Annotated in this window: 20 protein-coding genes and 1 pseudogene; 13 read left to right on the forward strand and 8 right to left on the reverse strand. The window is 72.1% G+C overall.

Features of this window, described 5'->3' with window-relative positions; translation table 11 throughout:
• Positions 1 to 44: 44 nt before the first annotated feature.
• Positions 45 to 1,367, reverse strand: coding sequence for a short-chain fatty acid transporter (locus tag ACUW6W_RS06365; protein WP_060973406.1), 1,323 nt, complete (start codon positions 1,365 to 1,367; stop codon positions 45 to 47).
• A gap of 621 nt (positions 1,368 to 1,988) precedes the next feature.
• On the opposite strand from ACUW6W_RS06365, the gene ACUW6W_RS06370 reads away from it, so the two are divergent.
• The 5 genes and pseudogenes from ACUW6W_RS06370 to bioB all read left to right on the forward strand — a co-directional run bounded on the left by ACUW6W_RS06370 (position 1,989) and on the right by bioB (position 5,487).
• Positions 1,989 to 2,675, forward strand: a complete 687-nt coding sequence (locus tag ACUW6W_RS06370; RefSeq protein WP_020626743.1) for a helix-turn-helix domain-containing protein — start codon at positions 1,989 to 1,991, stop codon at positions 2,673 to 2,675.
• 115 nt (positions 2,676 to 2,790) lie between these two features.
• Positions 2,791 to 2,966: pseudogene (locus tag ACUW6W_RS06375) on the forward strand (transposase); the annotation flags it as partial.
• Positions 2,967 to 3,059: 93 nt separating this feature from the next.
• Positions 3,060 to 3,653 carry a GNAT family N-acetyltransferase gene (locus tag ACUW6W_RS06380; protein WP_205810640.1) on the forward strand — a complete coding sequence of 198 codons (594 nt, stop codon included), beginning with the start codon at positions 3,060 to 3,062 and terminating at the stop codon, positions 3,651 to 3,653.
• A 110-nt stretch (positions 3,654 to 3,763) separates the two neighbouring features.
• Complete coding sequence (locus ACUW6W_RS06385) at positions 3,764 to 4,156, forward strand: hypothetical protein (protein ID WP_060973405.1); 393 nt, start codon at positions 3,764 to 3,766, stop codon at positions 4,154 to 4,156.
• Positions 4,157 to 4,263: 107 nt separating this feature from the next.
• Positions 4,264 to 5,487 (forward strand): biotin synthase BioB, encoded by a 1,224-nt coding sequence (gene bioB, locus ACUW6W_RS06390; protein ID WP_230277947.1) that lies wholly within the window; start codon positions 4,264 to 4,266, stop codon positions 5,485 to 5,487.
• A gap of 32 nt (positions 5,488 to 5,519) precedes the next feature.
• On the opposite strand, the gene ACUW6W_RS06395 is transcribed toward bioB, so the two are convergent.
• Positions 5,520 to 6,071 carry a hypothetical protein gene (locus tag ACUW6W_RS06395; RefSeq protein WP_122054886.1) on the reverse strand — a complete coding sequence of 184 codons (552 nt, stop codon included), beginning with the start codon at positions 6,069 to 6,071 and terminating at the stop codon, positions 5,520 to 5,522.
• Between the two features lie 136 nt (positions 6,072 to 6,207).
• Here ACUW6W_RS06395 and ACUW6W_RS06400 point away from each other — a divergent pair, with 136 nt between their 5' ends.
• Positions 6,208 to 7,497, forward strand: a complete 1,290-nt coding sequence (locus tag ACUW6W_RS06400) for an adenylosuccinate synthase (protein ID WP_098094805.1) — start codon at positions 6,208 to 6,210, stop codon at positions 7,495 to 7,497.
• Between the two features lie 117 nt (positions 7,498 to 7,614).
• On the opposite strand, the gene ACUW6W_RS06405 is transcribed toward ACUW6W_RS06400, so the two are convergent.
• Positions 7,615 to 9,834 carry a catalase gene (locus ACUW6W_RS06405; protein WP_122054888.1) on the reverse strand — a complete coding sequence of 740 codons (2,220 nt, stop codon included), beginning with the start codon at positions 9,832 to 9,834 and terminating at the stop codon, positions 7,615 to 7,617.
• 170 nt (positions 9,835 to 10,004) lie between these two features.
• On the opposite strand from ACUW6W_RS06405, the gene ACUW6W_RS06410 reads away from it, so the two are divergent.
• On the forward strand, positions 10,005 to 10,790 hold the full coding sequence (locus tag ACUW6W_RS06410) for a carbon-nitrogen hydrolase family protein (protein WP_098093794.1): 786 nt from the start codon (positions 10,005 to 10,007) through the stop codon (positions 10,788 to 10,790).
• Positions 10,791 to 10,927: 137 nt separating this feature from the next.
• Entirely contained in the window at positions 10,928 to 11,467 is a 540-nt protein-coding gene (locus ACUW6W_RS06415) for a hypothetical protein (RefSeq protein WP_036315779.1), read from the forward strand.
• Positions 11,468 to 11,581: 114 nt separating this feature from the next.
• Here ACUW6W_RS06415 and ACUW6W_RS06420 read toward each other — a convergent pair whose 3' ends face one another.
• Positions 11,582 to 12,295, reverse strand: coding sequence for an IclR family transcriptional regulator (locus ACUW6W_RS06420; RefSeq protein WP_041104426.1), 714 nt, complete (start codon positions 12,293 to 12,295; stop codon positions 11,582 to 11,584).
• A 150-nt stretch (positions 12,296 to 12,445) separates the two neighbouring features.
• Here ACUW6W_RS06420 and hutU point away from each other — a divergent pair, with 150 nt between their 5' ends.
• From hutU to hutH, 4 genes are all read left to right on the forward strand, one after another.
• Entirely contained in the window at positions 12,446 to 14,143 is a 1,698-nt protein-coding gene (gene hutU, locus ACUW6W_RS06425) for a urocanate hydratase (RefSeq protein ID WP_454179978.1), read from the forward strand.
• Positions 14,144 to 14,260: 117 nt separating this feature from the next.
• Positions 14,261 to 15,637 (forward strand): YjiH family protein, encoded by a 1,377-nt coding sequence (locus tag ACUW6W_RS06430; protein WP_098093788.1) that lies wholly within the window; start codon positions 14,261 to 14,263, stop codon positions 15,635 to 15,637.
• 47 nt (positions 15,638 to 15,684) lie between these two features.
• Complete coding sequence (hutI, locus tag ACUW6W_RS06435; protein ID WP_221844542.1) at positions 15,685 to 16,890, forward strand: imidazolonepropionase; 1,206 nt, start codon at positions 15,685 to 15,687, stop codon at positions 16,888 to 16,890.
• Between the two features lie 29 nt (positions 16,891 to 16,919).
• A complete protein-coding gene (gene hutH / locus ACUW6W_RS06440; protein WP_230277946.1) occupies positions 16,920 to 18,533 on the forward strand; it encodes a histidine ammonia-lyase in 1,614 nt (537 codons plus the stop codon).
• 126 nt (positions 18,534 to 18,659) lie between these two features.
• Here hutH and ACUW6W_RS06445 read toward each other — a convergent pair whose 3' ends face one another.
• A complete protein-coding gene (locus ACUW6W_RS06445) occupies positions 18,660 to 19,970 on the reverse strand; it encodes an MFS transporter (RefSeq protein ID WP_230277945.1) in 1,311 nt (436 codons plus the stop codon).
• Positions 19,967 to 20,629: a flavin reductase family protein gene (locus ACUW6W_RS06450; RefSeq protein WP_230277944.1), complete on the reverse strand. Its 663-nt coding sequence runs from the start codon at positions 20,627 to 20,629 to the stop codon at positions 19,967 to 19,969. The genes ACUW6W_RS06445 and ACUW6W_RS06450 overlap by 4 nt, the downstream gene beginning before the upstream one ends.
• A 102-nt stretch (positions 20,630 to 20,731) precedes the next feature.
• On the opposite strand from ACUW6W_RS06450, the gene ACUW6W_RS06455 reads away from it, so the two are divergent.
• Positions 20,732 to 21,409, forward strand: coding sequence for a GntR family transcriptional regulator (locus ACUW6W_RS06455; RefSeq protein ID WP_041104439.1), 678 nt, complete (start codon positions 20,732 to 20,734; stop codon positions 21,407 to 21,409).
• Positions 21,410 to 21,449: 40 nt separating this feature from the next.
• Here ACUW6W_RS06455 and hutG read toward each other — a convergent pair whose 3' ends face one another.
• Complete coding sequence (gene hutG, locus ACUW6W_RS06460; protein WP_041104441.1) at positions 21,450 to 22,496, reverse strand: formimidoylglutamase; 1,047 nt, start codon at positions 22,494 to 22,496, stop codon at positions 21,450 to 21,452.
• Between the two features lie 74 nt (positions 22,497 to 22,570).
• Positions 22,571 to 23,086, reverse strand: a complete 516-nt coding sequence (locus ACUW6W_RS06465) for a CoA-binding protein (RefSeq protein ID WP_230277943.1) — start codon at positions 23,084 to 23,086, stop codon at positions 22,571 to 22,573.

Here is a 23,086-nt window from a genome sequence, read left to right on the forward strand (position 1 = left end):
TCCCGGGGCCCTTCGTCTGTCCTGGCCCGCATCGGCCGGCCGGGTCAGAGCGAGACGAGCAGGAGCGTGCCGCCGAAGACGAGCCCCGACGCGAGCAGCACGACCGTGGTGTACCCCAGGATGTCGCGCATCTTCAGGCCGGCGATCGCCAGAAGGGGGATCGCCCAGAACGGCTGGATCATGTTGGTCCACTGGTCGCCGTAGGAGACGGCCATGATGGTGATGGCCGGATCCACGCCGAGCGCGTCGCCGGCCTGGAGCATGATCGGGCCCTGCACGGCGAACTGTCCGCCGCCGGAGGGGACGAAGAAGTTCACGAGGCCCGCGGCCAGGAACGCCAGCAGGCCGAACGTCACCGGGTTCGAGATCGCCACGAAGGCGTCCGAGAGCACCGCCACCAGGCCGGTGGTCGTCATCATGCCGAGGATGCCCGCGTAGAGGGGGAACTGCAGCAGGATCTCGCCCACGTTGGACGCGGCCCCCTGGGTGAGGCCGATCAGCTCGTGCGGGCTGCGCACCAGCAGCAGGATCAGCGCGAGGAAGGACCAGTTGACGATGTCCAGGGTGAGGGTGCCGCCGCCGACGAAGTGCATCACCAGATAGGTCACGAGCATGGCGCCGACGAGGAGCGTGGGGACACGGGAGGCGTCGAGACGGTCCGCCGGCGTCTCGATCTCCGGTGCGGACACCGCGTCCTGGTCCCGCGCGTCGATCTCCAGCTCCACGATCCGGTCCCCGGCGCGCGGGGCGACGAGGAACAGGGCCAGGGCCACGACGAGCACGGTCACCACGGCGGCGGTGATGTTCCACCAGGAGAAGGTGGTCTCCGAGACCGGGACCGTCCGGCCGTCCAGGCTCTCCGTGAGGAACGAACCGGGGGTGGCGGCCGTCAGCGGGCCGGAGCCCGAGTACCCCATGTGCCACACCACGAACCCGGAGAACCCGGCGGCCACCAGCATCGGGAAGTGCAGGACCAGCCCGCGCTCACGGGCCTGCGCCGCGACCTCCTTGGCCAGCAGCGCACCGACCACCAGGCCCAGGCCCCACGTGATGAGGGAGGCCGCCGCCGCCACCACGAACACGAAGATGTAGGCGGCCAGGGGCGTGCGGGGAATGCTGGCGAGCCGGGCGAGCAGGCGGCGCACCGGACCGGTGTTCGCCAGGATGTGGCCGAGCATGAGCACGAGCGCCATCTGCGTGATGAACGCCAGCAGTCCGGACAGGCCGTCACCCCAGCCCACGACGACGTCGGCCGGCCCGGCCGGAGTGAGCAGCAGGCACAGGGCTGCCACCGCGAACGTCAGCACGATGGTGAACACGAGCGAGGACGGGATGAACCGCTCCATCGTCGTGTTCAGCGGGCGCATGGCGCGGCTGAAGAACGTGCCCTCGCGGGCGGCGCGGCCCGGGGGCCTGGGCGTGGGCGGACGTGTGGACGTGGTGGACATGGGGCTCCTGTTCGGAGGTGAAAGACCGGGGCGGGAGTGATGTGGATCACTCTAGGCGCTCGATCGTCTCGGGCGGGGCCTGGTCCACGTCCAGAGTCGGGCGCTCGCTGACGAGGGTGCCGGTGCGGTCGATCCCCCAGTGGTCGACGACGTCGTGGCCCGGCTCGGCCGGGTCACCCGGAATCTGTACGCGAGCGTGGACGACCTCACCGACAAGGGATGCACCGTGCGGGTCTCGACCGAGTGAGATCACGGTGCCCAGGCCCGGCACTTCCCCCGTAGCCGGACTCATGCTCGGCATCAAGGCCGCATTCGCTGAGTTCGAGCGTCGAAGGATCAAGGAGCGCCAGGCCGAAGGGATCGCCCCAGGGTGTGTTGCCCCCTTCCAGGCGCTGCTGTCGATGGCCCTTCCGTCTCCGCTCTGGTGGAGTACGGCTCTGGTGAGAGGGCCACGCGCTCTCGGTGCATGGCATGACAGGGTCTCAAAGTCAGGGCTCCCCGGGCATGCATGAACAGGTCCGGCTCCGGTACTCTTCTTGCATGACTCTTCTGACGGTGGGGGAGGCCGCCGAGCGCCTCAAGGTCTCCGACCGCTATGTGCGGCGCCTCGTCGAGGACGGTGATGTGCCGGCCCGCCGCCTCGGAGAATCCTGGTTCATCGATGAGCGTGCCCTGGCCCGTCGTGCCCGCAGGGCGCCGGGTATCGGCCGCACCTGGGCTCCGCGGACCGCCTGGGCCGCCGTCGACCTCCTTGCCGGAGGAAACGGACGGGCCTTCCTCGACCAGCCGCGGATCTCCCGTCTGCGCTCCCGGCTGCGAACGCTCACCGCTGCCGAGATGCACCGACTGGCTGAGAACAGGGCCCGGCCCCACCGGTTCCACGCCTCGCCTCGAGCCCGAGCCAAGCTCGCCGACGTTCTCGTGCCCTCGGGGGTGTCCGCCCTGGATCAGTCGGATCTCGCCCGCCGCTTCGGGCTCGCCGCTGTCGAAGGGAACCAGCGGGAGGAGGGCTATCTGCTCGGCGACCTGGAGGCTCTCCAGTCGCGGCTCCGCCTCGACGCCTCGGCGGCGGGGGAAGTGGTGATCCGCCACATACCTGCCCCCGTGGATCCCTCCGCCCTGCTTCGCACTGAAACAGTCGTGGCGCTGGACCTCATGGACTCCGACGACGTCCGTGAGCGGGCCGCCGGGCGAGAGGCCCTCGATCGACTGTTGCATCGTGTCTGAGCCGCGTCACCTGAGCGTGGAGGACCTCCTCGGATGTGAGGCGGGCCTCGGCGCTGGAGATGGCCTAGGGCGTGTCTGAGAACGGCTCCAGGGACCCGCTGAGATCCGGGGAGCCATGTCCCGGTTGCACGTCGTCTCCGACGCCCGATCGGAGCTGATCGCCCCGCTGCTCCAGACCGCACGGGCCGGCAGGGTCGACCCTTCTCGGATGTCCGCACGATGGTCGAAGCGATCATCTGCCAGTGCAGGTGCGGGACTCCGTGGCGGGATCTGCCCGAGGTCAACGGGCCCTGAGAGGCCGCGTGGATCTGACATCGACGCAGGGTGCGGGCACTGGTCTGTCCGGGGGCTGACTCGAGAACTTTTGTTCGTACCCTGTCTGTCATGGCCACCCCTCTCCTGGAGCTCGCCGCGAGTCGAGGCGTCTGCTTCCCGCTGCGAGCCCGCCGGCTGACCCTCACCCCGTTCCGGGGTCTCGATGCACCCGCCGTGTGGAGCTTCTGCCGTCGTGAGCAGGTGTGGTCGTGGACCTCCGGCCGCCCGGAGAGTGAGAACGCGCTGCGCGAGTCCTACCTCGGGGCGGGGGACCGTCTCACCGTGCGGGCCGGAGACGTCATCGTCGGTGTCGGGAAGGTCGCGGTGCAGGACGCGTGGAGTCAGGGCGGCCCGCGGGAGGAAGCCCGGGACGCCCAGGCCGAGCTCGGCTGGACGATCGATCCGCGCCAGGCCGGGCAGGGCTATGGCACCGAGCTTGCGCGAGCCCTGCTGGGCTTCGCGTTCGACGATCTGGGTGTGCGGCGCGTGGAGGCTCATGCCTTCGCGGACAACGCTCCGAGCCTGCGCATCATGGAGAAGGTGGGGATGCGTCACGAGGGCACGTTCAAGGAGGAGTCTCTGCATCTCACGCGCGGCTGGGTGGATGGCGCCACCTACGCGATGCTCGCCTCGGAGTTCCATCCGCCCCTTACGCAGGAGTGATCCCGCCGGCCACGACCGCATGATCTGCCGCTCCGCCTCCGAGGGCCGTGTGCCAGCATGGGGCTGTGAGCCGGGTGGGGAATGAGCGTGAGTGGCGGTGGCGCATCGGTGTGGCATCTGCCCTGGTGGGTTCGGCTGGTGTGTTCGCGGGGCTGCGGCAGGATCTGGGACTGGGGTGGGGTCTGACGCTGGTGGCCGTCACGGCCCTCGGGGCGATGCTCACCCTGCGAGGGGTGCATCACCGGGTCGAGGCGGAGCAGGCTCGCCGCAACGTGTTTGACGCCGGAGCCGGCTCCACCGCGTGGGTGATGCTGCTGATGGGGGCCGCGGTCATTCCGGGGCTGGTGCTGAACGCGATCGACGACGCCGGCGTCCGGGCGGTCGTGGCCGGTCTGCTCGGCGCGGTGCTCGCTGCCGCCGCCCACGGCATCCTCGCGGCGACGACGACGCTCGAGGAGCAGCCTCGGCCCGAGCCGGTCCCTCTGGACCGGCACGGGCGCTGACGTCGGGGTCATGGCCCCCCGCTCCTGAACACTGTTCAATGAACACTGTTAGAGTCCCTCGAGTCAGACCCACCCGGGGCCGAGCCCCGCCCACCGGAGAGGCCCGCATGACCGCCACCCAGGACTCCCCCGCCGTCGACCCCCGCCCCGCCGCCGCCCTCGACCCCGAGGCCCTCGTGGACCGCATCGAGGCGGGCCACGTGCTTACCGCTGAGGAGGCCGTCGCTGTGCTGGACGCCCCGGACGCGGACACGTTCCGCATCGTCGCGGCAGCCTCGCGCCTGCGCGAGAAGCACTTCGGCCGCACGGTCAAGGTCAACTACCTGGTCAGCCTCAAGACCGGCCTCTGCCCGGAGAACTGCACCTACTGCTCCCAGCGGCTCGGCACCGAGGCCGAGATCCTGCGCTACACGTGGCTCAAGCCGGAGGAGGCCGTCCGCCAGGCGGGCCTGGGCATCGCCGGCGGCGCCTCGCGCGTGTGCATGGTGGCCTCCGGCACCGGTCCCACGGACCGCGACGTCGACCGCGTGGCCGGCATGGTCGGCGACCTCAAGGCCCAGCACCCGGACGTCGAGGTGTGCGCGTGCCTCGGCTTCCTCAAGGACGGCCAGGCCGAGAAGCTCAAGGACGCCGGCGTCGACGCCTACAACCACAACCTCAACACGGCCGAGTCCCACTACGAGTCCATCTGCACCTCCCACACCTACGAGCAGCGCGTGGACACCGTGCAGCGTGCCGGCGCCGCCGGCCTGTCCTCCTGCAGCGGCCTGATCGCGGGCATGGGGGAGACGCACGAGCAGCTCGTCGAGGCCGTCCTCGCGCTCCGCGACCTGGACTCCGACTCCATCCCCGTCAACTTCCTCATGCCCTTCGACGGCACCCCGCTGCAGGGCCACCAGCAGCTCACGCCGCTCGAGTGCCTCCGGATCCTGGCCATGGTCCGCATGGCGTGCCCGGGCAAGGAGCTGCGCATCGCCGGCGGCCGCGAGATGCACCTGCGTTCCCTGCAGCCGGTCGGCCTGCAGGTGGCCAACTCGATCTTCCTCGGCGACTACCTCACCTCCGAGGGCCAGGACGCCGAGGCGGATCTGCAGATGATCGCCGATGCCGGCTTCACCGTGCTCGGCGCCGAGGAGCGTGCGCAGCAGGCCGCGGCCGACGACGGCGCCCCGGCCGGCGGCTGCTGCGGCGGCACGGACGACGCCGGCCCGTGCGGCTCCGGTGCGGCCGGAGCTGCGGAGGACGCCTGCCCCGACACGGGCGCCGAGGGCACCGTGAAGCCCGAGCTGCGCCGCCGGGGCGCGGGCACGGCCGAGCCCGCCAACGCCTGAACCCGCGCTGACCGCCGTCGTCGGGAGCGTGCTCAGCGAACGGCGCGGATCCGCCGCACCACGCACACCACGATCACCGCGAGACCGGTGAGGGCGCTGACGGCCACGAGGGCGAGGCCGCCCACGAGGCCGACGTCCATCGCGGTGCTCTTGCCGAGCAGGTCCATGAGCACCGGGGTCGTGGCGCCGGAGTCCGGGTGGTCGCCGCCGTCGGGGAAGATGATCGCGGCCAGCGCGAAGGACCCCCAGGAGATGCCCAACAGCGTGTGCAGCAGGCGCCCCAGCCGGATGCCGCCCCGCTGCTCATCCTGCGGGTTCACGCGGGGCAGGAGGAACAGGCTCCCCACCATGAGCACGAGGGCGAGTTCGTGGGGCAGGGCGCCGAAGACCATGTAGATGACCGTCATCCAGCCGTTCGCGCCGAAGTTGGAGCGCAGGGCGAGCGCGATCAAGGGCAGCGCGAGGAGGGCCAGCGCCCACGGCAGCACGGCCCAGGGGCGCCACGTGCCCACGCTCGGGCCCTTGCGGGTGGGGGTCGGGGAGGCGAAGTCCGAGTGCTGGGTGCCGGGCGCTGCGGTGCTCATGGCGCCAGCGTAGCCAGGGGGTGGCATCCGTCACGCTGGTAGGATTCGGGGGTACGGCCTCCGTGCGCACCGCAAGGGGGCGTTTTCCATGTACGGGCCGGTCCGGGACGACCCGCGGCCCTGAGGAGAGATGCAGATGCCAGCGATCGCGATCGTCGGAGCCCAGTGGGGCGACGAGGGCAAGGGCAAGGCCACCGACCTGCTGGGCGGGCGAGTGGACTACGTCGTCAAGCCGAACGGCGGCAACAACGCCGGGCACACCGTCGTCGTCAACGGGGAGAAGTTCGAGCTCAAGCTGCTGCCCGCCGGCATCCTCTCGCCCAACGCGGTGCCGGTGATCGGCAACGGCGTGGTGGTGAACCTGGAGGCGCTGTTCGAGGAGATCGACGGGCTCGAGTCCCGCGGCCACTCGTGCGAGCACCTGAAGATCTCCGCCAACGCCCACCTCGTGGCGCCGTACCACCAGACCATGGACAAGGTGACCGAGCGGTTCCTGGGCAAGCGCGCGATCGGCACCACCGGCCGCGGCATCGGCCCCACCTACATGGACAAGGTGGCCCGCCTGGGCATCCGCGTGCAGGACATCTTCGACGAGTCGATCCTGCGCCAGAAGATCGAGGGCGCCCTGCGGCAGAAGAACGAGCTGCTGGTGAAGCTCTACAACCGCCGCGCCGTGACCGTGGACGAGATCGCCGAGTACTTCCTGGGCTACGCGGACCGCCTGCGCCCCATGGTCGTGGACTCCGTGAACCTGCTCAACGACGCCCTGGACGAGGGCAAGGTGGTGCTCATGGAGGGCGGCCAGGCCACCTACCTGGACGTGGACCACGGCACCTACCCGTTCGTGACCTCGTCCAACCCGACCGCCGGCGGCGCGGCCGTGGGCGCGGGCATCGGCCCCACCCGCTTCTCCCGGACCATCGGCATCGTGAAGGCCTACACCACGCGCGTCGGCGCCGGCCCGTTCCCCACGGAGCTCTTCGACGAGATGGGCGAGCAGCTGCGCACCACCGGCGGCGAGTTCGGCGTGAACACCGGCCGCCCGCGGCGCACCGGCTGGTACGACGCCGTCATGGCGCACTACGCCGCGCGGATCAACGGCTTCACGGACTACTTCCTCACCAAGCTGGACGTGCTCACCGGCATCGAGAAGATCCCGGTGTGCGTGGCCTACGAGGTGGACGGCGTGCGCCACGACCGCATGCCCATGACTCAGACCGAGTTCCATCACGCGAAGCCGGTCTACGAGCTCTTCGACGGGTGGACCGAGGACATCTCGGGCGCCCGCGCGTTCACGGACCTGCCGCTGAACGCCCAGCGCTACGTAGAGGCCCTCGAGAAGCTCTCCGGGTGCCGGATCTCCGCGATCGGTGTGGGCCCGGGCCGCGACCAGGTGGTCCAGGTCCGGGACCTCATCCAGGACTGACCCGGCCCACCGCCCCTCCCCCGCCTGCACTTTCGAACGTGAAAGAGGGCGAATGGGCGCTTTCGAACGTGAGATAGGGCCTATCTCACGTTCGAAAGCGCCCGGGGGTTCGCCGGGTCAGTCGGCCAGGCGGCCCGTGGTCGGGAAGCGCTCCCACACGCGGTGCGCGGGCAGCAGATCCGTCAGCCGGCTGACGGCGGAGGCGCCGTCCGCCGCGGACTCGACGCCCTTGCCGGACACCTGGGCGGCAGCGAGGACGGCCTCCGCCGGCTCGAGGGCGAGGATCGCCTTCGAGTGGCGCCACATCTCCTGCAGCACCTTGACGACGCGCGGGTCCACCGCCTCGGAGTCGGCGGCGCCGGCCTTCTGGTCCAGGCTGGGGGCGGCGTCTGCGGCGGGGGCCGCCGGCGAGGCCACGACCACGGCATCCAGCTCGATGGACGCGGCGGTCAGGTAGGTCCGCTGGGCCACGATCTCCCCGGCCACGGGGCCGCCCTTCGGTGCGATGACCAGCGGGACCATGCCCGCACCGTGGATGCCCTGCACGAGGGCGTCCAGCTCCTTCTCGTCCACGGACTCGCCCACCACGACGCCGACCTGACGGCCGTCGAGCGGCCACGCCCCGCCGATCTGGGACAGCACGGGGGAGGGCTGCACGTCGGCCGGGGTCTCGGTCGGCGCGGGGACGGGGATGCCCAGGCCGTCCGCGACCTGCTGGGCCAGTCGCGTGTCGATCGCGGCGAGGTGGGCCAGCTGGCGCTCGCGGATGGTCTGCTCGTAGCACTTGCCCAGCTCGAACGTGTACGCCTGCGCCACGTGCTCGCGCTCCACCTCGGAGAGGGAGAGGAAGAACAGGCGCGCCTGCGAGAAGTGGTCGTCGAAGGAGGCGGCGTGCGCGCGCTCCTTCACCGACGCCGGCAGCGGCTCCGGGTGCTCGATGAACGCGTGGTCGTCCGCGGGGGTCTCGTACGGCAGGCCGCCGTCGAGCGAGTTGGGCCGGTACGGCGCCACGCCGCGATGCACGGCGCTCTGGTGGAAGCCGTCACGCAGCATGTCGTTGACCGGGGCGTGCGGGCGGTTGATCGGCAGCTGGTTCCAGTTCGGCCCGCCGAGGCGGGTGAGCTGCGTGTCCAGGTAGGAGAAGAGGCGGCCCTGCAGGAGCGGGTCGTTGGTGACGTCGATGCCGGGCACGAGGTTGGCCGGGTTGAAGGCCACCTGCTCCGTCTCCGCGAAGTAGTTGGACGGGTTGGCGTTCAGCGTCATGCGGCCGAGGGGCTGCACGGGGGCGAGCTCCTCCGGGACCAGCTTCGTGGGGTCGAGCAGGTCGATGCCCTCGAACATCTGCTCCTCGTTGTCCTCGAACACCTGCACGCCGAGCTCCCACTCGGGGAAGGCGCCGGCCTCGATCGCGTCGGCGAGGTCACGCCGGTGGAAGTCCGGGTCCATGCCGTTGGTGAGCAGCGCCTCCTCCCAGGTCACGGAGTGCACGCCGAGCATCGGCTTCCAGTGGAACTTGACCAGCACGGTGGAGCCGTCCGCCGCGATCAGGCGGTAGGTGTGGACGCCGAAGCCCTCCATCATGCGGTAGGAGCGCGGGATGCCGCGGTCGGACATGTTCCACAGGGTGTGGTGCTGGGCCTCGGTGTGCAGGGACACGAAGTCCCAGAACGTGTCGTGCGCGGACTGCGCCTGCGGGATCTCGCGGTCCGGGTGCGGCTTCACCGAGTGCACCACGTCCGGGAACTTGATGGCGTCCTGCACGAAGAACACGGGGATGTTGTTGCCCACCAGGTCCCACGTGCCCTCGTCCGTGTAGAACTTGGTGGCGAAGCCGCGGGTGTCGCGGGCCAGGTCCATGGAGCCGCGGGAGCCGGCCACGGTGGAGAAGCGGACGAACACCTCCGTCTCCTTGTCCTTGGCGAAGAGTCCGGCCCGGCTGATCTTCGCGGCGGTGCCGTAGCCGCGGAACACGCCGTGGGCGCCGGCGCCGCGGGCGTGGACCACGCGCTCGGGGATGCGCTCGTGGTCGAAGTGGCTGAGCTTCTCCCGCAGGTGGTGGTCCTGCAGCAGGGTGGGGCCGCGGCGGCCGGCCTTGAGCGAGTGGTCCGAGTCCTGCAGGCGCACACCGTGCGCGGTGGTCAGGTACGGGCAGCCCTGCGCGGCGGTCGCGGGGTCGGCGCCGGTGTCCTGGCCGGTGGGGGAGACCTGTGCCGGACCGCGCTGGTCCGGGGCCGGGACGGCCACGGGCTGGTCCGGGTGGGTGAGGGCGGTGTGCTCCTCGAGGTCGGGGGTGATCGGCCCCGGCGTGCCGGGGATGTCGGGCTGCTGGGTGGTCATCGCGTCTGCTCCTGTGGTGTCGACGTGCCGCGCGGTGCCGCGCGGATCGGGGGCGGACGACGACGGCGGCCGATGCGGGCCGACGTCGTGCCCGGTCCCCAGCGTGGCGGCTGGCCGCGGCGCTGACCAGGGATGACGGCCACCGGCAGGGGCCTGGCTACCCTGGGGGCATGAGGATCAGCGTCGGACAGTTCGGACCCGTGGGCGACGTCGAGGCGAACCTGGCCGTGATGGCCCGCCTCGCCGCCCGCGCCGCGGGCGAGGGGGCGGACCTCCTGGTGCTGCCCGAGGAGGCCATGCTCGGGGCCCGCGAGGTGGGGGAGGAGTTCCCCGACGCCGTCGCCGCGGCCTGGGAGCCGTTCGCCGCGGGCCTGGCGGCGCTGGCGCGTGAGCACGGGATCGCCGTCGTCGCGGGCGGCTACGAGCCGGGACCGGACCGGCGTCCCTACAACACGCTGCTGGCGGTGGGCGCGGACGGCGCCCGGCTGGGCGCGTACCGCAAGCTCCACCTCTACGACGCGTTCGCGCACCGCGAGTCGGACCGGATCACCCCCGGCGACGGCGGCGTCGCGGCGATCGAGCTCGGCGGGCTCCGCCTGGGCCTGCTCACCTGCTACGACCTGCGCTTCCCCGAGCTGTCCCGGCGTCTGGCGGTGGAGGGCGCGGACGTGCTCGTGATCCCCGCGGCGTGGTTCTCCGGCGAGCACAAGGTGGACCACTGGCGCACCCTGCTCAAGGCCCGCGCGGTGGAGAACACGGTGTGGGTGGCCGCGGCCGACACGTGCTCGGACGGCACCGTGGGCCACTCGATGATCGTGGACCCGCTGGCGCTGCCCGTCGCCGAGCTCGCCGACGAGCGGGAGGCCGTGGTGACCGCGGAGGTCACCCGCGAGCGGATCGACGAGGTCCGGGAGTTCCTCCCCTCGCTCGCCAACCGCCGCACCGACGTCCTCTGAGCCGCCCCCCGCCCGGCGGACGGGTCACCATTACCCCCTCGGGCTGGGAAAAGCCTAAAATCACGTCAGACGTGCAACCAGACGGGCGCCCCGGCGCTCGGAACGCGCCCCGCCCGGGGCGGGACGGGAGATCAGAGATGACCATCAACGCCGACGGCAGCCACGCCGTCCAGCCCCACGCCGCGAACGCCCACACCGCCCCGGCCCGCCCCGTGCGCCACGCCGTGGTGGAGGAGGAGGTGCTCGAGCCGCTGGGCCCGGTGGAGGGCTGGGGCTTCACCAACCGCGTCATCCTCGTCTCGGTGCTCGTCGTGATCATCGGCAACGTCGTGCGCGTGCTCACCGGCGACCTGGGTGATCCGAACGGCTCCGTGGCGCTGGGCGAGACCGGCCACGGCTGGGTCGTGCTGGTGCAGTCGTTCATGTTCGGCCTGGTGGGCGGCGCCCTGGCGGGCGCGGCCGGCTACCTGGTCGTGCTGCTGATGGGCGGGGCTGCCCGCTCCGTCGTGCGCTACGTGGTCGGTGGCGTGGTCGGCGGCTTCCTCGGTGCCGTGGGCCTGTTCGCGGTGTTCTCCAACACCGTCCTCTACGGGGCGGGCCTGCACCTGTTCTGGATGCTGCCGGTGGCGGGCCTGCTCGGCGGCCTCTGGGCGGGCGTCGTCTCCTCCCGCCGCTGATCCCCGCAACCGGCGCCTCGGGCGCCGGCCGCAGAGAAAGGCCCCGGTTCCGGCTCTCGCCGGGCCCGGGGCCTTCTCCGTCATCACTCGCACCTTCGATGAGGTGGCTTCAGCCTACGAACTCGCCTTGGGCTTTCCAGGGGAGTCGGCTGGGCGTTCCCTGGGAGTGTCGGCCGCCCCGAGCAGGTGCGCGAGCTCGCCGGTGGCGGCGACGAGGGCCGCCCCGCACCGGTCCGCCAGCTCGTCCGTGCAGCGGTAGGCCGGCACGAGCGTGCTGAGCGCACCGACCACCGTGCCCGCCACGCTGATGGGGGCGGACAGCGAGGTGACGTCCTTCTCCACGGAACGGGTGCGCAGCGTGTAGTCCCCCGCGGCCACGCTGCCGCGCAGGGCGTCGCCCACGGCCGTGCCCGCCAGGGGGACGGTGCGTCCGACCCAGTTCGTGTGGCGGACGGAGTGCGTGCCCTCCACGATCGCCAGGTAGACGGCGGAGTCCGGAGGGGTCGTCACCGAGAGGTAGACGGATTCGCCCGTGGCGGCCACGACGTGGTCCATCGGCCCGCGGGCCAGCTGCACGAGCGAGTCTCGGGAGAAGGCCCGCGCCCCGAGCTGGATGAGGCGCACGCCGGGGCGGTAGGCGCCGTCGTCGTCGCGGGCCACGAAGCCGGATCCCTCGAGGCTGCGCAGCAGGCGCAGCGCCGTGGACGCCGGCAGCTCCGTGGCGCGGGCGGCCTCGGTCAGGCTCAGCCGGGGCTGCTCGGTGACGGCGGCGAGCAGGTCCAGGGCCCGGTCCACGGTGCGCGTCGAGGCGGTGGGGGTGGTGGTCATGAGAGGGAGCGTAACGGGTGCGGGACACGCGGATCGGGCTTGCGCGTGAGCCGAGTCACTGTTTCAATGTTCGGAAAGTGCATGCCGAGCCGTGAAATCACCGGGGCTACCCGTCCCGGCGGCGCACGCACCCCGTCGAGAGGAACTGCCATGGCCGAGGGCTTCACCCAGCACGACCCGTCCCGCACCATCCGCGCCCCGCGCGGCACCGAGCTCTCCGCCAAGTCCTGGCAGACCGAGGCCCCGCTGCGGATGCTCATGAACAACCTGGACCCCGAGGTCGCCGAGCGTCCCGAGGACCTCGTCGTCTACGGCGGCACCGGCCGCGCGGCCCGCTCCTGGGAGGCCTACGACGCCATCGTCGCCACCCTCAAGGACCTCGAGGAGGACGAGACCCTCCTGGTGCAGTCCGGCAAGCCGGTCGGCGTCGTCAAGACCAACGTGTGGGCCCCCCGCGTGCTGATCGCCAACTCCAACCTGGTGGGCGACTGGGCCGACTGGAAGACCTTCCGCGAGCTCGAGGCCGAGGGCCTGATGATGTACGGCCAGATGACCGCCGGCTCGTGGATCTACATCGCCACCCAGGGCATCCTGCAGGGCACCTACGAGACCTTCGCCGCGATCGGCCGCAAGCGCTACGACGGCTCCCTCAAGGGCACCCTCACCCTCACCGGCGGCTGCGGCGGCATGGGCGGCGCCCAGCCGCTGGCCGTCACCCTCAACGGCGGCGTCTGCCTGATCGTGGACGTCTCGGAGGACCGCCTGCGCCGCCGCATGGGCAAGCGCTACCTGGACGAGGTGGAGACGGACATCGACAGGGCCGTCGAGCGCGTCATGCAGGCCAAGCGCGACGGCGAGGCCGTCTCCGTGGGCCTCGTGGGCAACGCCGCCGAGGTGTTCCCCGAGCTGCTCGAGCGCCAGAAGGCCGGCACCGTCGAGATCGACATCGTCACCGACCAGACCTCCGCGCACGACCCGCTGTCCTACCTGCCGATCGAGATCGACGAGAAGGACTGGCACGCCGAGGCCGAGGCCGACCCGGACACCTTCACGAAGAAGGCCCAGGAGTCCATGGCCCGCCAGGTCGAGGCCATGGTCGGCTTCCAGGACATCGGCGCCGAGGTGTTCGACTACGGCAACTCCATCCGCGACGAGGCCCGCAAGGCCGGCTACTCCCGCGCGTTCGAGTTCCCGGGCTTCGTCCCGGCCTACATCCGCCCGCTGTTCTGCGAGGGCCTCGGCCCGTTCCGCTGGGCCGCGCTCTCCGGCGACCCGGAGGACATCCGCGTGACCGACGCGGCGCTGAAGGAGCTGTTCCCCGAGAACGAGCACCTGCACCGCTGGCTCGACGGCGCCGCCGAGTTCGTGGAGTTCGAGGGCCTGCCGGCCCGCATCTGCTGGCTGGGCTACGGCGAGCGCCACAAGGCCGGCCTGCTCTTCAACCAGCTCGTGGCCGAGGGCAAGGTCAAGGCGCCGATCGTGATCGGCCGCGACCACCTCGACTCGGGCTCCGTGGCCTCCCCGTACCGCGAGACCGAGTCCATGCTGGACGGCTCCGACGCGATCGCCGACTGGCCGCTGCTGAACGCGCTGACCGCCACCTCCTCGGGTGCCACCTGGGTGTCGATCCACCACGGCGGCGGCGTCGGCATCGGCCGGTCCATCCACGCCGGCCAGGTGGGCGTGGCCGACGGCACCGAGCTGGCCGCGGCCAAGCTCGAGGCGCTGCTCACCAACGACCCGGGCATGGGCGTCATCCGCCACGTCGACGCCGGCTACTCCCGCGCCGCCGAGGTGGCGAAGGAGCGCGGCGTCCGTGTGCCCATGGAGGCCACGATCCGGGACTGACCCCGGTCACGTCGTCGGACGACGACGGTGCCGCCGCGCCGTCGCCGTCCGACGACTTCACCGCCGCGAGCCGGACGGGCGGACGCCCGTCCGGCTCGCGATCGAAAGGACACCACGATGGACTCGTCCCGCCCCGCAGACCACGAGCTGCACACCGACACCACCGCGATGGCCGCGATCGAGGCCGACGCGCCCCGCCCGCCGGCGCGCTGGCGCATGATCGTCTACTCGGCGATCGGCATCGTCATGTTCTTCGTGCCCGTCACGATCAACGGGGCGAGCTCCATCCCGCTGGACCACCTGGTGACCTGGGTGCGCGGGCTGCTCGGCCCGGCCGACCGCTGGGTGGGCATGGCCATCATCGCCGCCGGCGCCGTGTACCCGTTCGCCTCGGGCCGCTGGCGCACCAGCACCACCCGGACGGTCTTCGCCTTCCTCGCCGTGCTCGGCCTGGTCGCCTCGGCGATGGTCGTGTTCGGCGTGGGCCCGAGCTGGATCCTGGACGAGAGCATCGGCCCGTTCCTGATGGACAAGCTCGTGGTGCCCGTGGGCCTGATCGTCCCCATCGGCGGCGTCTTCCTGGCCCTCGTGATCGGCTACGGCCTCATGGAGTTCGTGGGCGTCTACCTGCGCCCGGCCATGCGGCCGATCTGGCGCGTGCCCGGCCGCGCCGCCGTCGACGCCGTCGCCTCCTTCGTGGGCTCCTACGCCCTGGGCCTGCTGCTGACGAACCGCATGTACACCGGCGGCCGCTACACGGCCCGCGAGGCGGCGATCATCGCCGTCGGCTTCTCCACGGTGTCCGCGACCTTCATGGTGATCGTGGCCAAGACGCTGGGCCTGATGGACATCTGGCTCTGGTACTTCTTCGGCACCCTCGCGGTGACGTTCGCGGTCACCGCCATCACGGTGCGCATCCCGCCGCTGAGCCGCATCCCGGACGAGTGCTACCCGGGCGTCACCCACTCGCCCGAGCAGGCCGTCACCCGGGACCGCTTCCGCGTGGCCCGTCGCGCCGCCGAGCAGACCCTCGCCGAGGCCCCGTCCCTGCCGAAGAACATCTGGGTCAACTTCCGGGATGGACTCGTGATGGTGCTCCAGATCCTGCCGTCCATCATGTCCGTGGGCCTGATCGCCCTGGTCCTGGCCACGTACACGCCCGTGTTCGAGTGGATCGGCGTGATCTTCTACCCGCTGTTCTGGGCGCTCGGCTACTCCGACCCCGGCCTGCTGGCCTCGGCCTCCGCCACCTCGATCGCCGAGATGTTCATCCCGGCCACGATGGCGGCCGGTCACGAGGACCTCGTCGCCCGGTTCGTGATCGGCGTCGTCTGCGTCTCCGCGATCATCTTCTTCTCCGCGGTGGTTCCTGCCATCCTGGCCACGGACATCCCCGTGAAGATGTGGCACCTCCTGGTGATCTGGGTCGAGCGCGTGGCGCTCACCATCGTGCTGGCCACGCCGCTGGCCCACCTGGTGGCCGCGCTCACCTGAGGCCCGCCCCACCGGCCCACCCCCGTCCGTCCCGCAGAGAGGCCCCCATGCGCTCCACGCTCATCACCGACATCGCCGAGCTGACCACCGTCGACCCCGAAGGGCGGGTGCTCACGGACGCGGCCGTCGTCGTCGAGGACGAGCGCATCGCCTGGATCGGCCCCGCCGCGGACGCCCCGGAGGCGGACGACCGGGTGTCCGTCGAGGGCCGCGCCGTGCTGCCCGGCTGGGTGGACTCCCACACGCATCTCGTGTTCGACGGGGACCGCTCCGCCGAGTTCGAGGCCCGCATGGCCGGCGAGTCCTACGCGGCCGGCGGCATCGGCGTGACCACCTCCGCCACCCGTGCCGCCTCGGACGACCGCCTGGCCGAGCTGGTCCGCGGCCGGGTGGCCGACGCGGTGGCCGGCGGCACCACCTACCTCGAGACCAAGACCGGCTACGGGCTCACCGTGGAGGAGGAGGCGCGCCACGCGCGCCTGCTGGCCGGGCTGCGCGAGGAGGGCCTCGTGGACGAGGTGACCTTCCTCGGCGCCCATCTCGTGCCCCCGGGCCGGGACGCGGAGGACTACCTCGACGACGTCGTCGGGCCGATGCTCGAGGCCGTGCGGGAGCACGCGGGCTGGGTGGACGTGTTCTGCGACACCGGCGCCTTCGACGCCGAGCAGACCCGCCGCGTGCTCGCCGCGGGCGTGACGGCGGGACTGGGCGTGCGCCTGCACGGCAACCAGATCGAGCAGGGCCCGGGCGTGGGCGTGGCCGTGGAGTTCGGCGCCGCCTCCGTGGACCACGTCAACCACCTCTCCGACGCGGACGTCGAGGCCCTCGCCGGCACCTGGACCGGCTGGGACCGCGCCTCGGCCACCGGCACTCCCGGCACCGTGGCCGGCTGCCTGCCCGCGTGCGATCTGTCCACCCGCGCCCCGCTGGCGCCCGCGCGTCGCCTGCTCGACGCCGGCATCGAGGTCTCCCTGGCCTCGAACTGCAACCCGGGCACCAGCTACACCACGTCCATGAACTTCAACGTGGGCACCGCCGTGCTGCAGATGCACCTGACCCTCGCCGAGGCCGTGCGCGCCGCCACCCTCGGCGGGGCCATCGGCCTGCGGGCGCAGGACCGCGTCGGCAGCCTCGAGGTCGGCAAGCGCGCCGACCTGCACGTGCTCGACGCCCCCGCCGCCATCCACCTGGCCTACCGCCCCGGCATGCCGCTGACCCATGCGGTCTGGCGCGCGGGCCGCCGGGCCGTCTGATCGACCGACAGCAAGGAGAACGCATCACCATGACCACCCCTCCCGTCACCGTCACGCTCGGCACGTCCGGGGCCACCCTGGACGACGTCGTCGCCGTGGCCCGCCACGACGCCCGCGTGGTGCTCGCCGACGACGTGCTCGAGACCGTCGGCGCGGTGCGCCGCCACGTCGAGGCGCTGGCCGAGGCCGAGACGCCCACCTACGGCGTGTCCACCGGCTTCGGCGCGCTCGCGGACAAGCACATCCCGCTCGAGTCCCGCGCGCAGCTGCAGAAGTCCCTGATCCGCTCCCACGCCGCCGGCATGGGCCCCGTGGTGGAGCGCGAGGTCGTCCGCGCGCTGATGTTCCTGCGGGCCACCACGCTGGCCTCCGGCCGCACGGGCGTGCGCCCCGTGGTGGTCGAGACCTTCGTGGCCATGCTCAACGCGGGCATCACCCCCGCCGTGCGCGAGTTCGGCTCGCTGGGCTGCTCCGGCGACCTCGCCCCGCTCTCCCACGTGGCCCTGGCGCTGATGGGCGAGGGCGACGTCGTCGGGGAGGACGGCGCGCTGCGTCCGGCCGGCGAGGCGCTCGCCGAGGCCGGGATCGAGCCGGTCGAGCTGCGGGAGAAGGAGGGCCTGGCCCTCGTCAACGGCACCGAGGGCATGCTCGGCATGCTCATCATGGCGCTGGCCGACCTCGAGGAGCTCGCCGACACCGTGGACCTCACCGCCGCGATGTCCGTGGAGGCGCTGCTCGGCACCGACCGCGTGTTCGTGCCGGAGCTGCACCTGCCGCTGCGCCCCCACCCGGGCCAGGCGACCTCCGCCGACCGGATGCTGAAGATCCTGGCGGGCTCGCCGATCGTGGCCAGCCACAAGGAGGGCGACTCCCGCGTGCAGGACGCCTACTCGCTGCGCTGCGCCCCGCAGGTGGCCGGCGGCCTGCGCGACACCCTCGCGTACGTGCGCACCGTGGCCGAGCGCGAGCTCGCCGCCACCGTGGACAACCCGGTGGTGCTCGACGACGGCCGGGTGAGCTCGAACGGCAACTTCCACGGGGCGCCCGTGGCGTACGTGCTGGACTTCCTGGCCATCCCGGTGGCCGACGTCGCGAGCATGTCCGAGCGCCGCACCGACCGCATGCTGGACCCGGCCCGCTCGCACGGGCTGCCCGCGTTCCTCGTGGACGACCCGGGCGTGGACTCCGGCATGATGATCGCCCAGTACACGCAGGCCGGGCTCGTCTCGGACATGAAGCGCCTGGCCGTGCCCGCGTCCGTGGACTCCATCCCGTCCTCCGCGATGCAGGAGGACCACGTCTCCATGGGCTGGCATGCTGCCCGCAAGCTGCGCTCGGCCGTGGAGAACTTCCGCCGTGTGCTCGCCGTCGAGCTCGTGGCCGCCGCCCGCGCGATCGAGCTGCGCGCGCCGCTGCAGCCCTCCGCCGCGACCGGTGCCGCCGTCCGCGTGATCCGCGAGGCCGGCGTGCCCGGCCCCGGCCCGGACCAGTACATGGCCCCGCAGCTGGCCGCCGCCGAGCAGGCCCTGCGCGACGGGTCCGTGCTGGCCGCCGTGGCGGAGGCGCTCGCGGGCGTATCCGCCGATGCCGAGCCGCAGGACCTGGCCGAGGAGTCCGAGGGCGCCGAGGCCGAGGGGCAATGACGCCACAGCGTGGTCCGACGCCGCAGAGTGGTCACGACACGCCGCGTGCGTCTGCACGAGACGGCGTGTCGTGACCACTCTGTGTGTGGAGGGGGCGGCCTGCGGGTCGGGTCGGTTGGCCCCGGCTCAGGCCGCCAGGTCCACGTCCTTCGTCTCCTTCATGAACAGGCCGGTCAGGCCGGTGAGGCCGCCGACCACCATGAGGTAGATCGGGAACGCGCTGGTCCACCCCTGCGCCGTCAGCCACGTGATCAGGTACGGCGCCGTGCCGCCGAAGATCGCGGTGGCCAGTGAGAGCATGGTGGCCACGCCCTTGGCGCGCACCGCCGTGGGCAGCGCCTCGGACCAGACGGCGCCGTTGACGCCGAACAGCAGCGCCACCGCCAGCAGGGCGATGGTCTGCACGAGCAGGAACGAGGCGAAGGTGCCGTCCAGCATGCCGAACAGCGGGAACGGCAGCACCACGAAGAGCAGGCCGAAGGCGATGACCAGCGGACGGCGGCCGACCCGGTCGCCCAGCAGGCCCGCCCCGAGGATGGCGACCAGGAAGATCACCTGGGCCACGAGCGAGGCCGAGAGGGTGGTGGACTTGTCCATCTGATGGGCCACCTGCGCGTGCGTGGGCAGGTAGATCAGCCACGTGTAGAACATCAGGGAGCCGCCCGCGGAGACCAGGAAGATCGTCAGCAGGCCGCGCCACACCGCACCCGGCTCCCGGCGGGGAGCGTCGTCGGCGGTGGGCACCACCTGCTGCGCCGCCGTGAAGTGCTCCGACTCCGTCAGGCTCCGTCGCAGGTACAGCGCGTAGAGGCCGAGGACGCCGCCGATGCCGAACGCCACGCGCCAGCCCCAGGACGCCACCTGCTCGTGGGAGAGCAGCGTGTTGACGGCCAGGCCCACGAGTGTCGCCAGGATCGTGCCCACCACCACGGACACCCACGACGTCGCCCCGAACAGCCCGCGCCGGCCCTGCGACGCCCGCTCCACGAGGTAGGTCACGGAGGTGCCCATCTCGCCGCCGTGCGCCAGGCCCTGCAGCAGACGGGCGATGACGAGGATCACCGAGGCGAGGACGCCCACCGTGCCGTAGGTGGGGGTGAAGGCGATGATCAGGCTGCCGAGCGCGGTGATCATCATCGCCGCGAAGAGGCTGCGCTTGCGGCCCACCCGGTCCGCGTAGGCGCCGAACACGTAGCCGCCGATGGGGCGGGCGACGAAGCCCACCGCGAAGACGGCCAGGGTGGCGAGCAGCTCGGAGGTGGGGTTGTCCGCGTGGAAGATCTGCGCCGCGAAGACCGGGGCGAAGATCGTGTAGACGTTCCAGTCGTACCACTCCAGCGCGTTGCCGAAGTTCACGGCCAGCATGTCCTTCAGGCTCCGGGGGCGGGCCCCGGGCACGGGAGCGGGCCGGGCCGCACCGGTGGCCGCGGTGCTCATGCCCGCCCCTCGAGGCCGGCCTGGGCATCGCCGTCGGCGCCGGGCACCCGCATCTCGAAGGTCTCCCGCACCACGGTGTAGTCGAAGTAGCCCAGGCGGGCGATCGGCTGGATGCGCGGGATGTCGAGGCGGCCGTCGGAGGTGATGACGTCGTCGTCGATGTGGATGGTGTCCACGTGGGCGAAGACCACGTCGATGGTGCCGACGTTCGAGTCGCCCTTGATGCGGTGCGTCGAGTGGTAGCGGCACTCGAAGCGCACGGGGGACTCGGCGACCATCGGGATGGGGTGGTTGTCCGCGTAGACCTTGGTGACGCCGTGCTCCGCGATGCGGTCCCACTCGCTCTCGCCCGGCTCCAGGGCCATGGCGGAGACGTTGACGGCCTCGCGCAGGTCGTAGGTGGCCATGTTCCACACGAACCAGCCGGTCTGCTCCGCGTTGAGGACGGTGTCCTTGCGGCGTCCGTCCGGGTACTGGTTCGCGGAGAACATCACCATGGGCGGGTCGAAGGTGAGGTTCTGCCACTGGCTGTAGGGGGCGATGTTCTCCCGGCCGTCCGTGCTCACGGAGGACAGCCAGCCGATGGGCCGCGGCACGGTGGAGCTCTTGAAGGGGGAGAAGGGCAGGGGGTTGGCCTCGTGCTGCGGGCGGTACTTCACGGGTCCTCCATGTGATGCCGGTAACAGGATGTGGGCCACGCTACGCCGCATATTCCGGATATATCAAGGGGGTGCGGGAAGATGACTGCCTAGGCTGGGCCCATGAACAAGTCGGAGGAGGCCTACGCCCGCCTGACGCAGAAGATCGAGACCGGGGAGCTGCCACCGGGCGCCATCCTCAGCGAGGCGGCCCTCATCGACGCCGCCGAGACGGGGCGCACGCCCCTGCGCGAGGCCGTGCAACGCCTCATCCGAGACCACTGGCTCCTGGCCGGTGGGGGACGTGGCCTGCAGGTGCCCCCGATCTCCGTGGACGACCAGCTGGAGAGGCTGGAGGTGCGGCGGTCGCTCGAGGCGCTGGCCGTGGGACTGGCCTGCGCACGGGCGGACGAGGAGCAGCTGGCCGCCGTCGCAGCCCACGTGCGGCACCTGCGCACGGTGGAGGACCTGCCGGCGTACGTCGCCGCCGTCGGGCGCTCGCACGAACTCCTGCGCACGATCGCGAACAACCGCTATCTCGCCGATTCTCTGGTCCCGCTCCAGGGGCTGTGCCGCCGGTTCTGGCTCGCCACCACGAAGGGCCTGCCCGACGAGGTCGAACGCGGCCGGGCGTTCTACGTCCCGGCGCTGGAGGCGGTGACCCGGAGGGACTCGGCAGGAGCCCGGGCCGGGGTGCTGGCCCTGCACGACTTCCTGGCACGCTCGGCACTGGACTACGCCGCCCGACGCGCGGCCCACGGCAGCGCCGAGCCCCCGGCCCCGTGGGCGGAGGGACGCTGACGCCCGCGGCCCCCCGCGCCGGAAGGGACCCCCGGCCCGCTCAGGCCAGCAGCGACGCGTCCGTCCGGTGACGGCTGACGATCGTGTGGATCAGCCGGGCCGCGGCCTTCGCCGTGCGGCCGTCCACGTCCAGGGCGGGGTTGAGCTCCACGACGTCGGCCAGGGCCAGCTTCCCGGACTGGGTGGCCTCCAGCGCGCACGCGTGGATCACCTCGTACGGCACGCCGAAGCCGGCCGGTGCGCTCACCCCCGGGGCGACGGCGGCCGGCAGCACATCCAGGTCGATCGTCAGGTAGAGCACGTCCACCGCGTTGATGAACGAGCGCACCCAGCGGCGGACGCCGGTGACGTCGGCGGTCTGGGCCTGCTCGTCGGTCACCCACGTGACCCCGCGTTCGCGCGCGGTGTCGAACAGGGCCCGGGTGTTGTTGGCCTCGCTGATGCCCACCACCGCGTAGGAGAGCTGATGCTCCGCCCCCTCGGCGTCCCGCAGCGCCTGCAGGAACGGGGTGCCGGAGCTGGGCCGCGGCGCCTCGCGCAGGTCGAAGTGCGCGTCCAGGTTGAGGATGCCCACGCGCGTGCCCGCGCCCACGCGCGTGGAGCCGGTCAGGCCCGTGATCGAGGCGTAGGCGGTCTCGTGTCCGCCGCCGAGCACCACGGCCAGGTCGTGGGCGTTCAGCAGCCCGCTGACCACCGTGCCCAGCTCGGCCTGGCCCGCCTCGAGCTCGCCCGGGGCGTCGTCGTCGCCGCGGTCCACGGACACGTCGCCCGCGTCCACGAGCGCGCCCGTGCCCTCGAGGTACGCGAGCGAGGCGAGCGCACCGCGCAGCGCCTCCGGGCCGTCCTCGGCGCCCACGCGGCCGTGGTTCCGGCGCACGCCCTCGTCCGAGGCGAAGCCGATGAGCGCCGTGGACCGCGCGCCCGACGTCGGAGCACCGGCACCGGGGTGGCGCTGCGTCGTCGTGGGCTCGCCGCGCCCGTCGGCGGGGCGGACGACCTGGTGCCAGCGCAGGTGCTCGGGGGTGTCGCCGTCGGTGCGGCCGGTCCAGGCGGGGGAGAGGGACGAGGAGGGGAGCTCGGAGGTCATGGGACCATCCCACGCCATCGACGGGCGGGTGCGCAACGAGGGCCGGACGACGCCCGACACGGGGCGTCGTCCGCCTAGCGGTCCAGTTCCTGGCGCCGCGAGCTGATCACGCCGGTGACGAAGCCGGCGAGGTTGAGCCCGCCGTGGAAGCGGGCGTGCTCGATCTTCACGCAGCGGTCCATCACGACCTCCAGGCCCGCGGCCTCGGCCTGACGCGCGGCGTCCTCGTTCCAGATGCCCAGCTGCAGCCACACGGTCCGGGCGCCCACGCGGGCGGCGTCCGCCACCACCTCGGGGGCGTCGGAGGACTTGCGGAACACCTCCACGAGGTCCGGGATGACGGGCAGGTCGTCCAGCGAGGCGTACACGCGGTGGCCGAGGATCTCCTTGCCGGCCGCGGCGAGCACGGGATTCACGAAGTAGACGTCGTACGTGGTCGAGCTCAGCAGGTACGTGGCCACGAAGTACGACGCACGGGCCGGCTTGTCCGAGGCGCCGACGATCGCGATCGAGCGGGTGCGCCGCAGGATCGCCAGGCGCTCGGGGGCGCCGGGGCCGGTCCAGGTCCGCTCGGGGTGGGTGGTGCTCAT

Source organism: Micrococcus sp. 093350064-1 (assembly GCF_053627955.1).

What these genes read in the sequence shown, in the direction of transcription:
- ACUW6W_RS06365 (WP_060973406.1), bottom strand. Translation starts at nt 1,367, where the DNA reads ATGCGCCCGCTGAACACGACGATGGAGCGGTTCATCCCGTCCTCGCTC.
- ACUW6W_RS06370 (WP_020626743.1), top strand. Translation starts at nt 1,989, where the DNA reads ATGACTCTTCTGACGGTGGGGGAGGCCGCCGAGCGCCTCAAGGTCTCC.
- ACUW6W_RS06380 (WP_205810640.1), top strand. Translation starts at nt 3,060, where the DNA reads ATGGCCACCCCTCTCCTGGAGCTCGCCGCGAGTCGAGGCGTCTGCTTC.
- bioB (WP_230277947.1), top strand. Translation starts at nt 4,264, where the DNA reads ATGACCGCCACCCAGGACTCCCCCGCCGTCGACCCCCGCCCCGCCGCC.
- ACUW6W_RS06395 (WP_122054886.1), bottom strand. Translation starts at nt 6,071, where the DNA reads ATGAGCACCGCAGCGCCCGGCACCCAGCACTCGGACTTCGCCTCCCCG.
- ACUW6W_RS06400 (WP_098094805.1), top strand. Translation starts at nt 6,208, where the DNA reads ATGCCAGCGATCGCGATCGTCGGAGCCCAGTGGGGCGACGAGGGCAAG.
- ACUW6W_RS06405 (WP_122054888.1), bottom strand. Translation starts at nt 9,834, where the DNA reads ATGACCACCCAGCAGCCCGACATCCCCGGCACGCCGGGGCCGATCACC.
- ACUW6W_RS06410 (WP_098093794.1), top strand. Translation starts at nt 10,005, where the DNA reads ATGAGGATCAGCGTCGGACAGTTCGGACCCGTGGGCGACGTCGAGGCG.
- ACUW6W_RS06415 (WP_036315779.1), top strand. Translation starts at nt 10,928, where the DNA reads ATGACCATCAACGCCGACGGCAGCCACGCCGTCCAGCCCCACGCCGCG.
- ACUW6W_RS06420 (WP_041104426.1), bottom strand. Translation starts at nt 12,295, where the DNA reads ATGACCACCACCCCCACCGCCTCGACGCGCACCGTGGACCGGGCCCTG.
- hutU (WP_454179978.1), top strand. Translation starts at nt 12,446, where the DNA reads ATGGCCGAGGGCTTCACCCAGCACGACCCGTCCCGCACCATCCGCGCC.
- ACUW6W_RS06430 (WP_098093788.1), top strand. Translation starts at nt 14,261, where the DNA reads ATGGACTCGTCCCGCCCCGCAGACCACGAGCTGCACACCGACACCACC.
- hutI (WP_221844542.1), top strand. Translation starts at nt 15,685, where the DNA reads ATGCGCTCCACGCTCATCACCGACATCGCCGAGCTGACCACCGTCGAC.
- hutH (WP_230277946.1), top strand. Translation starts at nt 16,920, where the DNA reads ATGACCACCCCTCCCGTCACCGTCACGCTCGGCACGTCCGGGGCCACC.
- ACUW6W_RS06445 (WP_230277945.1), bottom strand. Translation starts at nt 19,970, where the DNA reads ATGAGCACCGCGGCCACCGGTGCGGCCCGGCCCGCTCCCGTGCCCGGG.
- ACUW6W_RS06455 (WP_041104439.1), top strand. Translation starts at nt 20,732, where the DNA reads ATGAACAAGTCGGAGGAGGCCTACGCCCGCCTGACGCAGAAGATCGAG.
- hutG (WP_041104441.1), bottom strand. Translation starts at nt 22,496, where the DNA reads ATGACCTCCGAGCTCCCCTCCTCGTCCCTCTCCCCCGCCTGGACCGGC.
- ACUW6W_RS06465 (WP_230277943.1), bottom strand. Translation starts at nt 23,086, where the DNA reads ATGAGCACCACCCACCCCGAGCGGACCTGGACCGGCCCCGGCGCCCCC.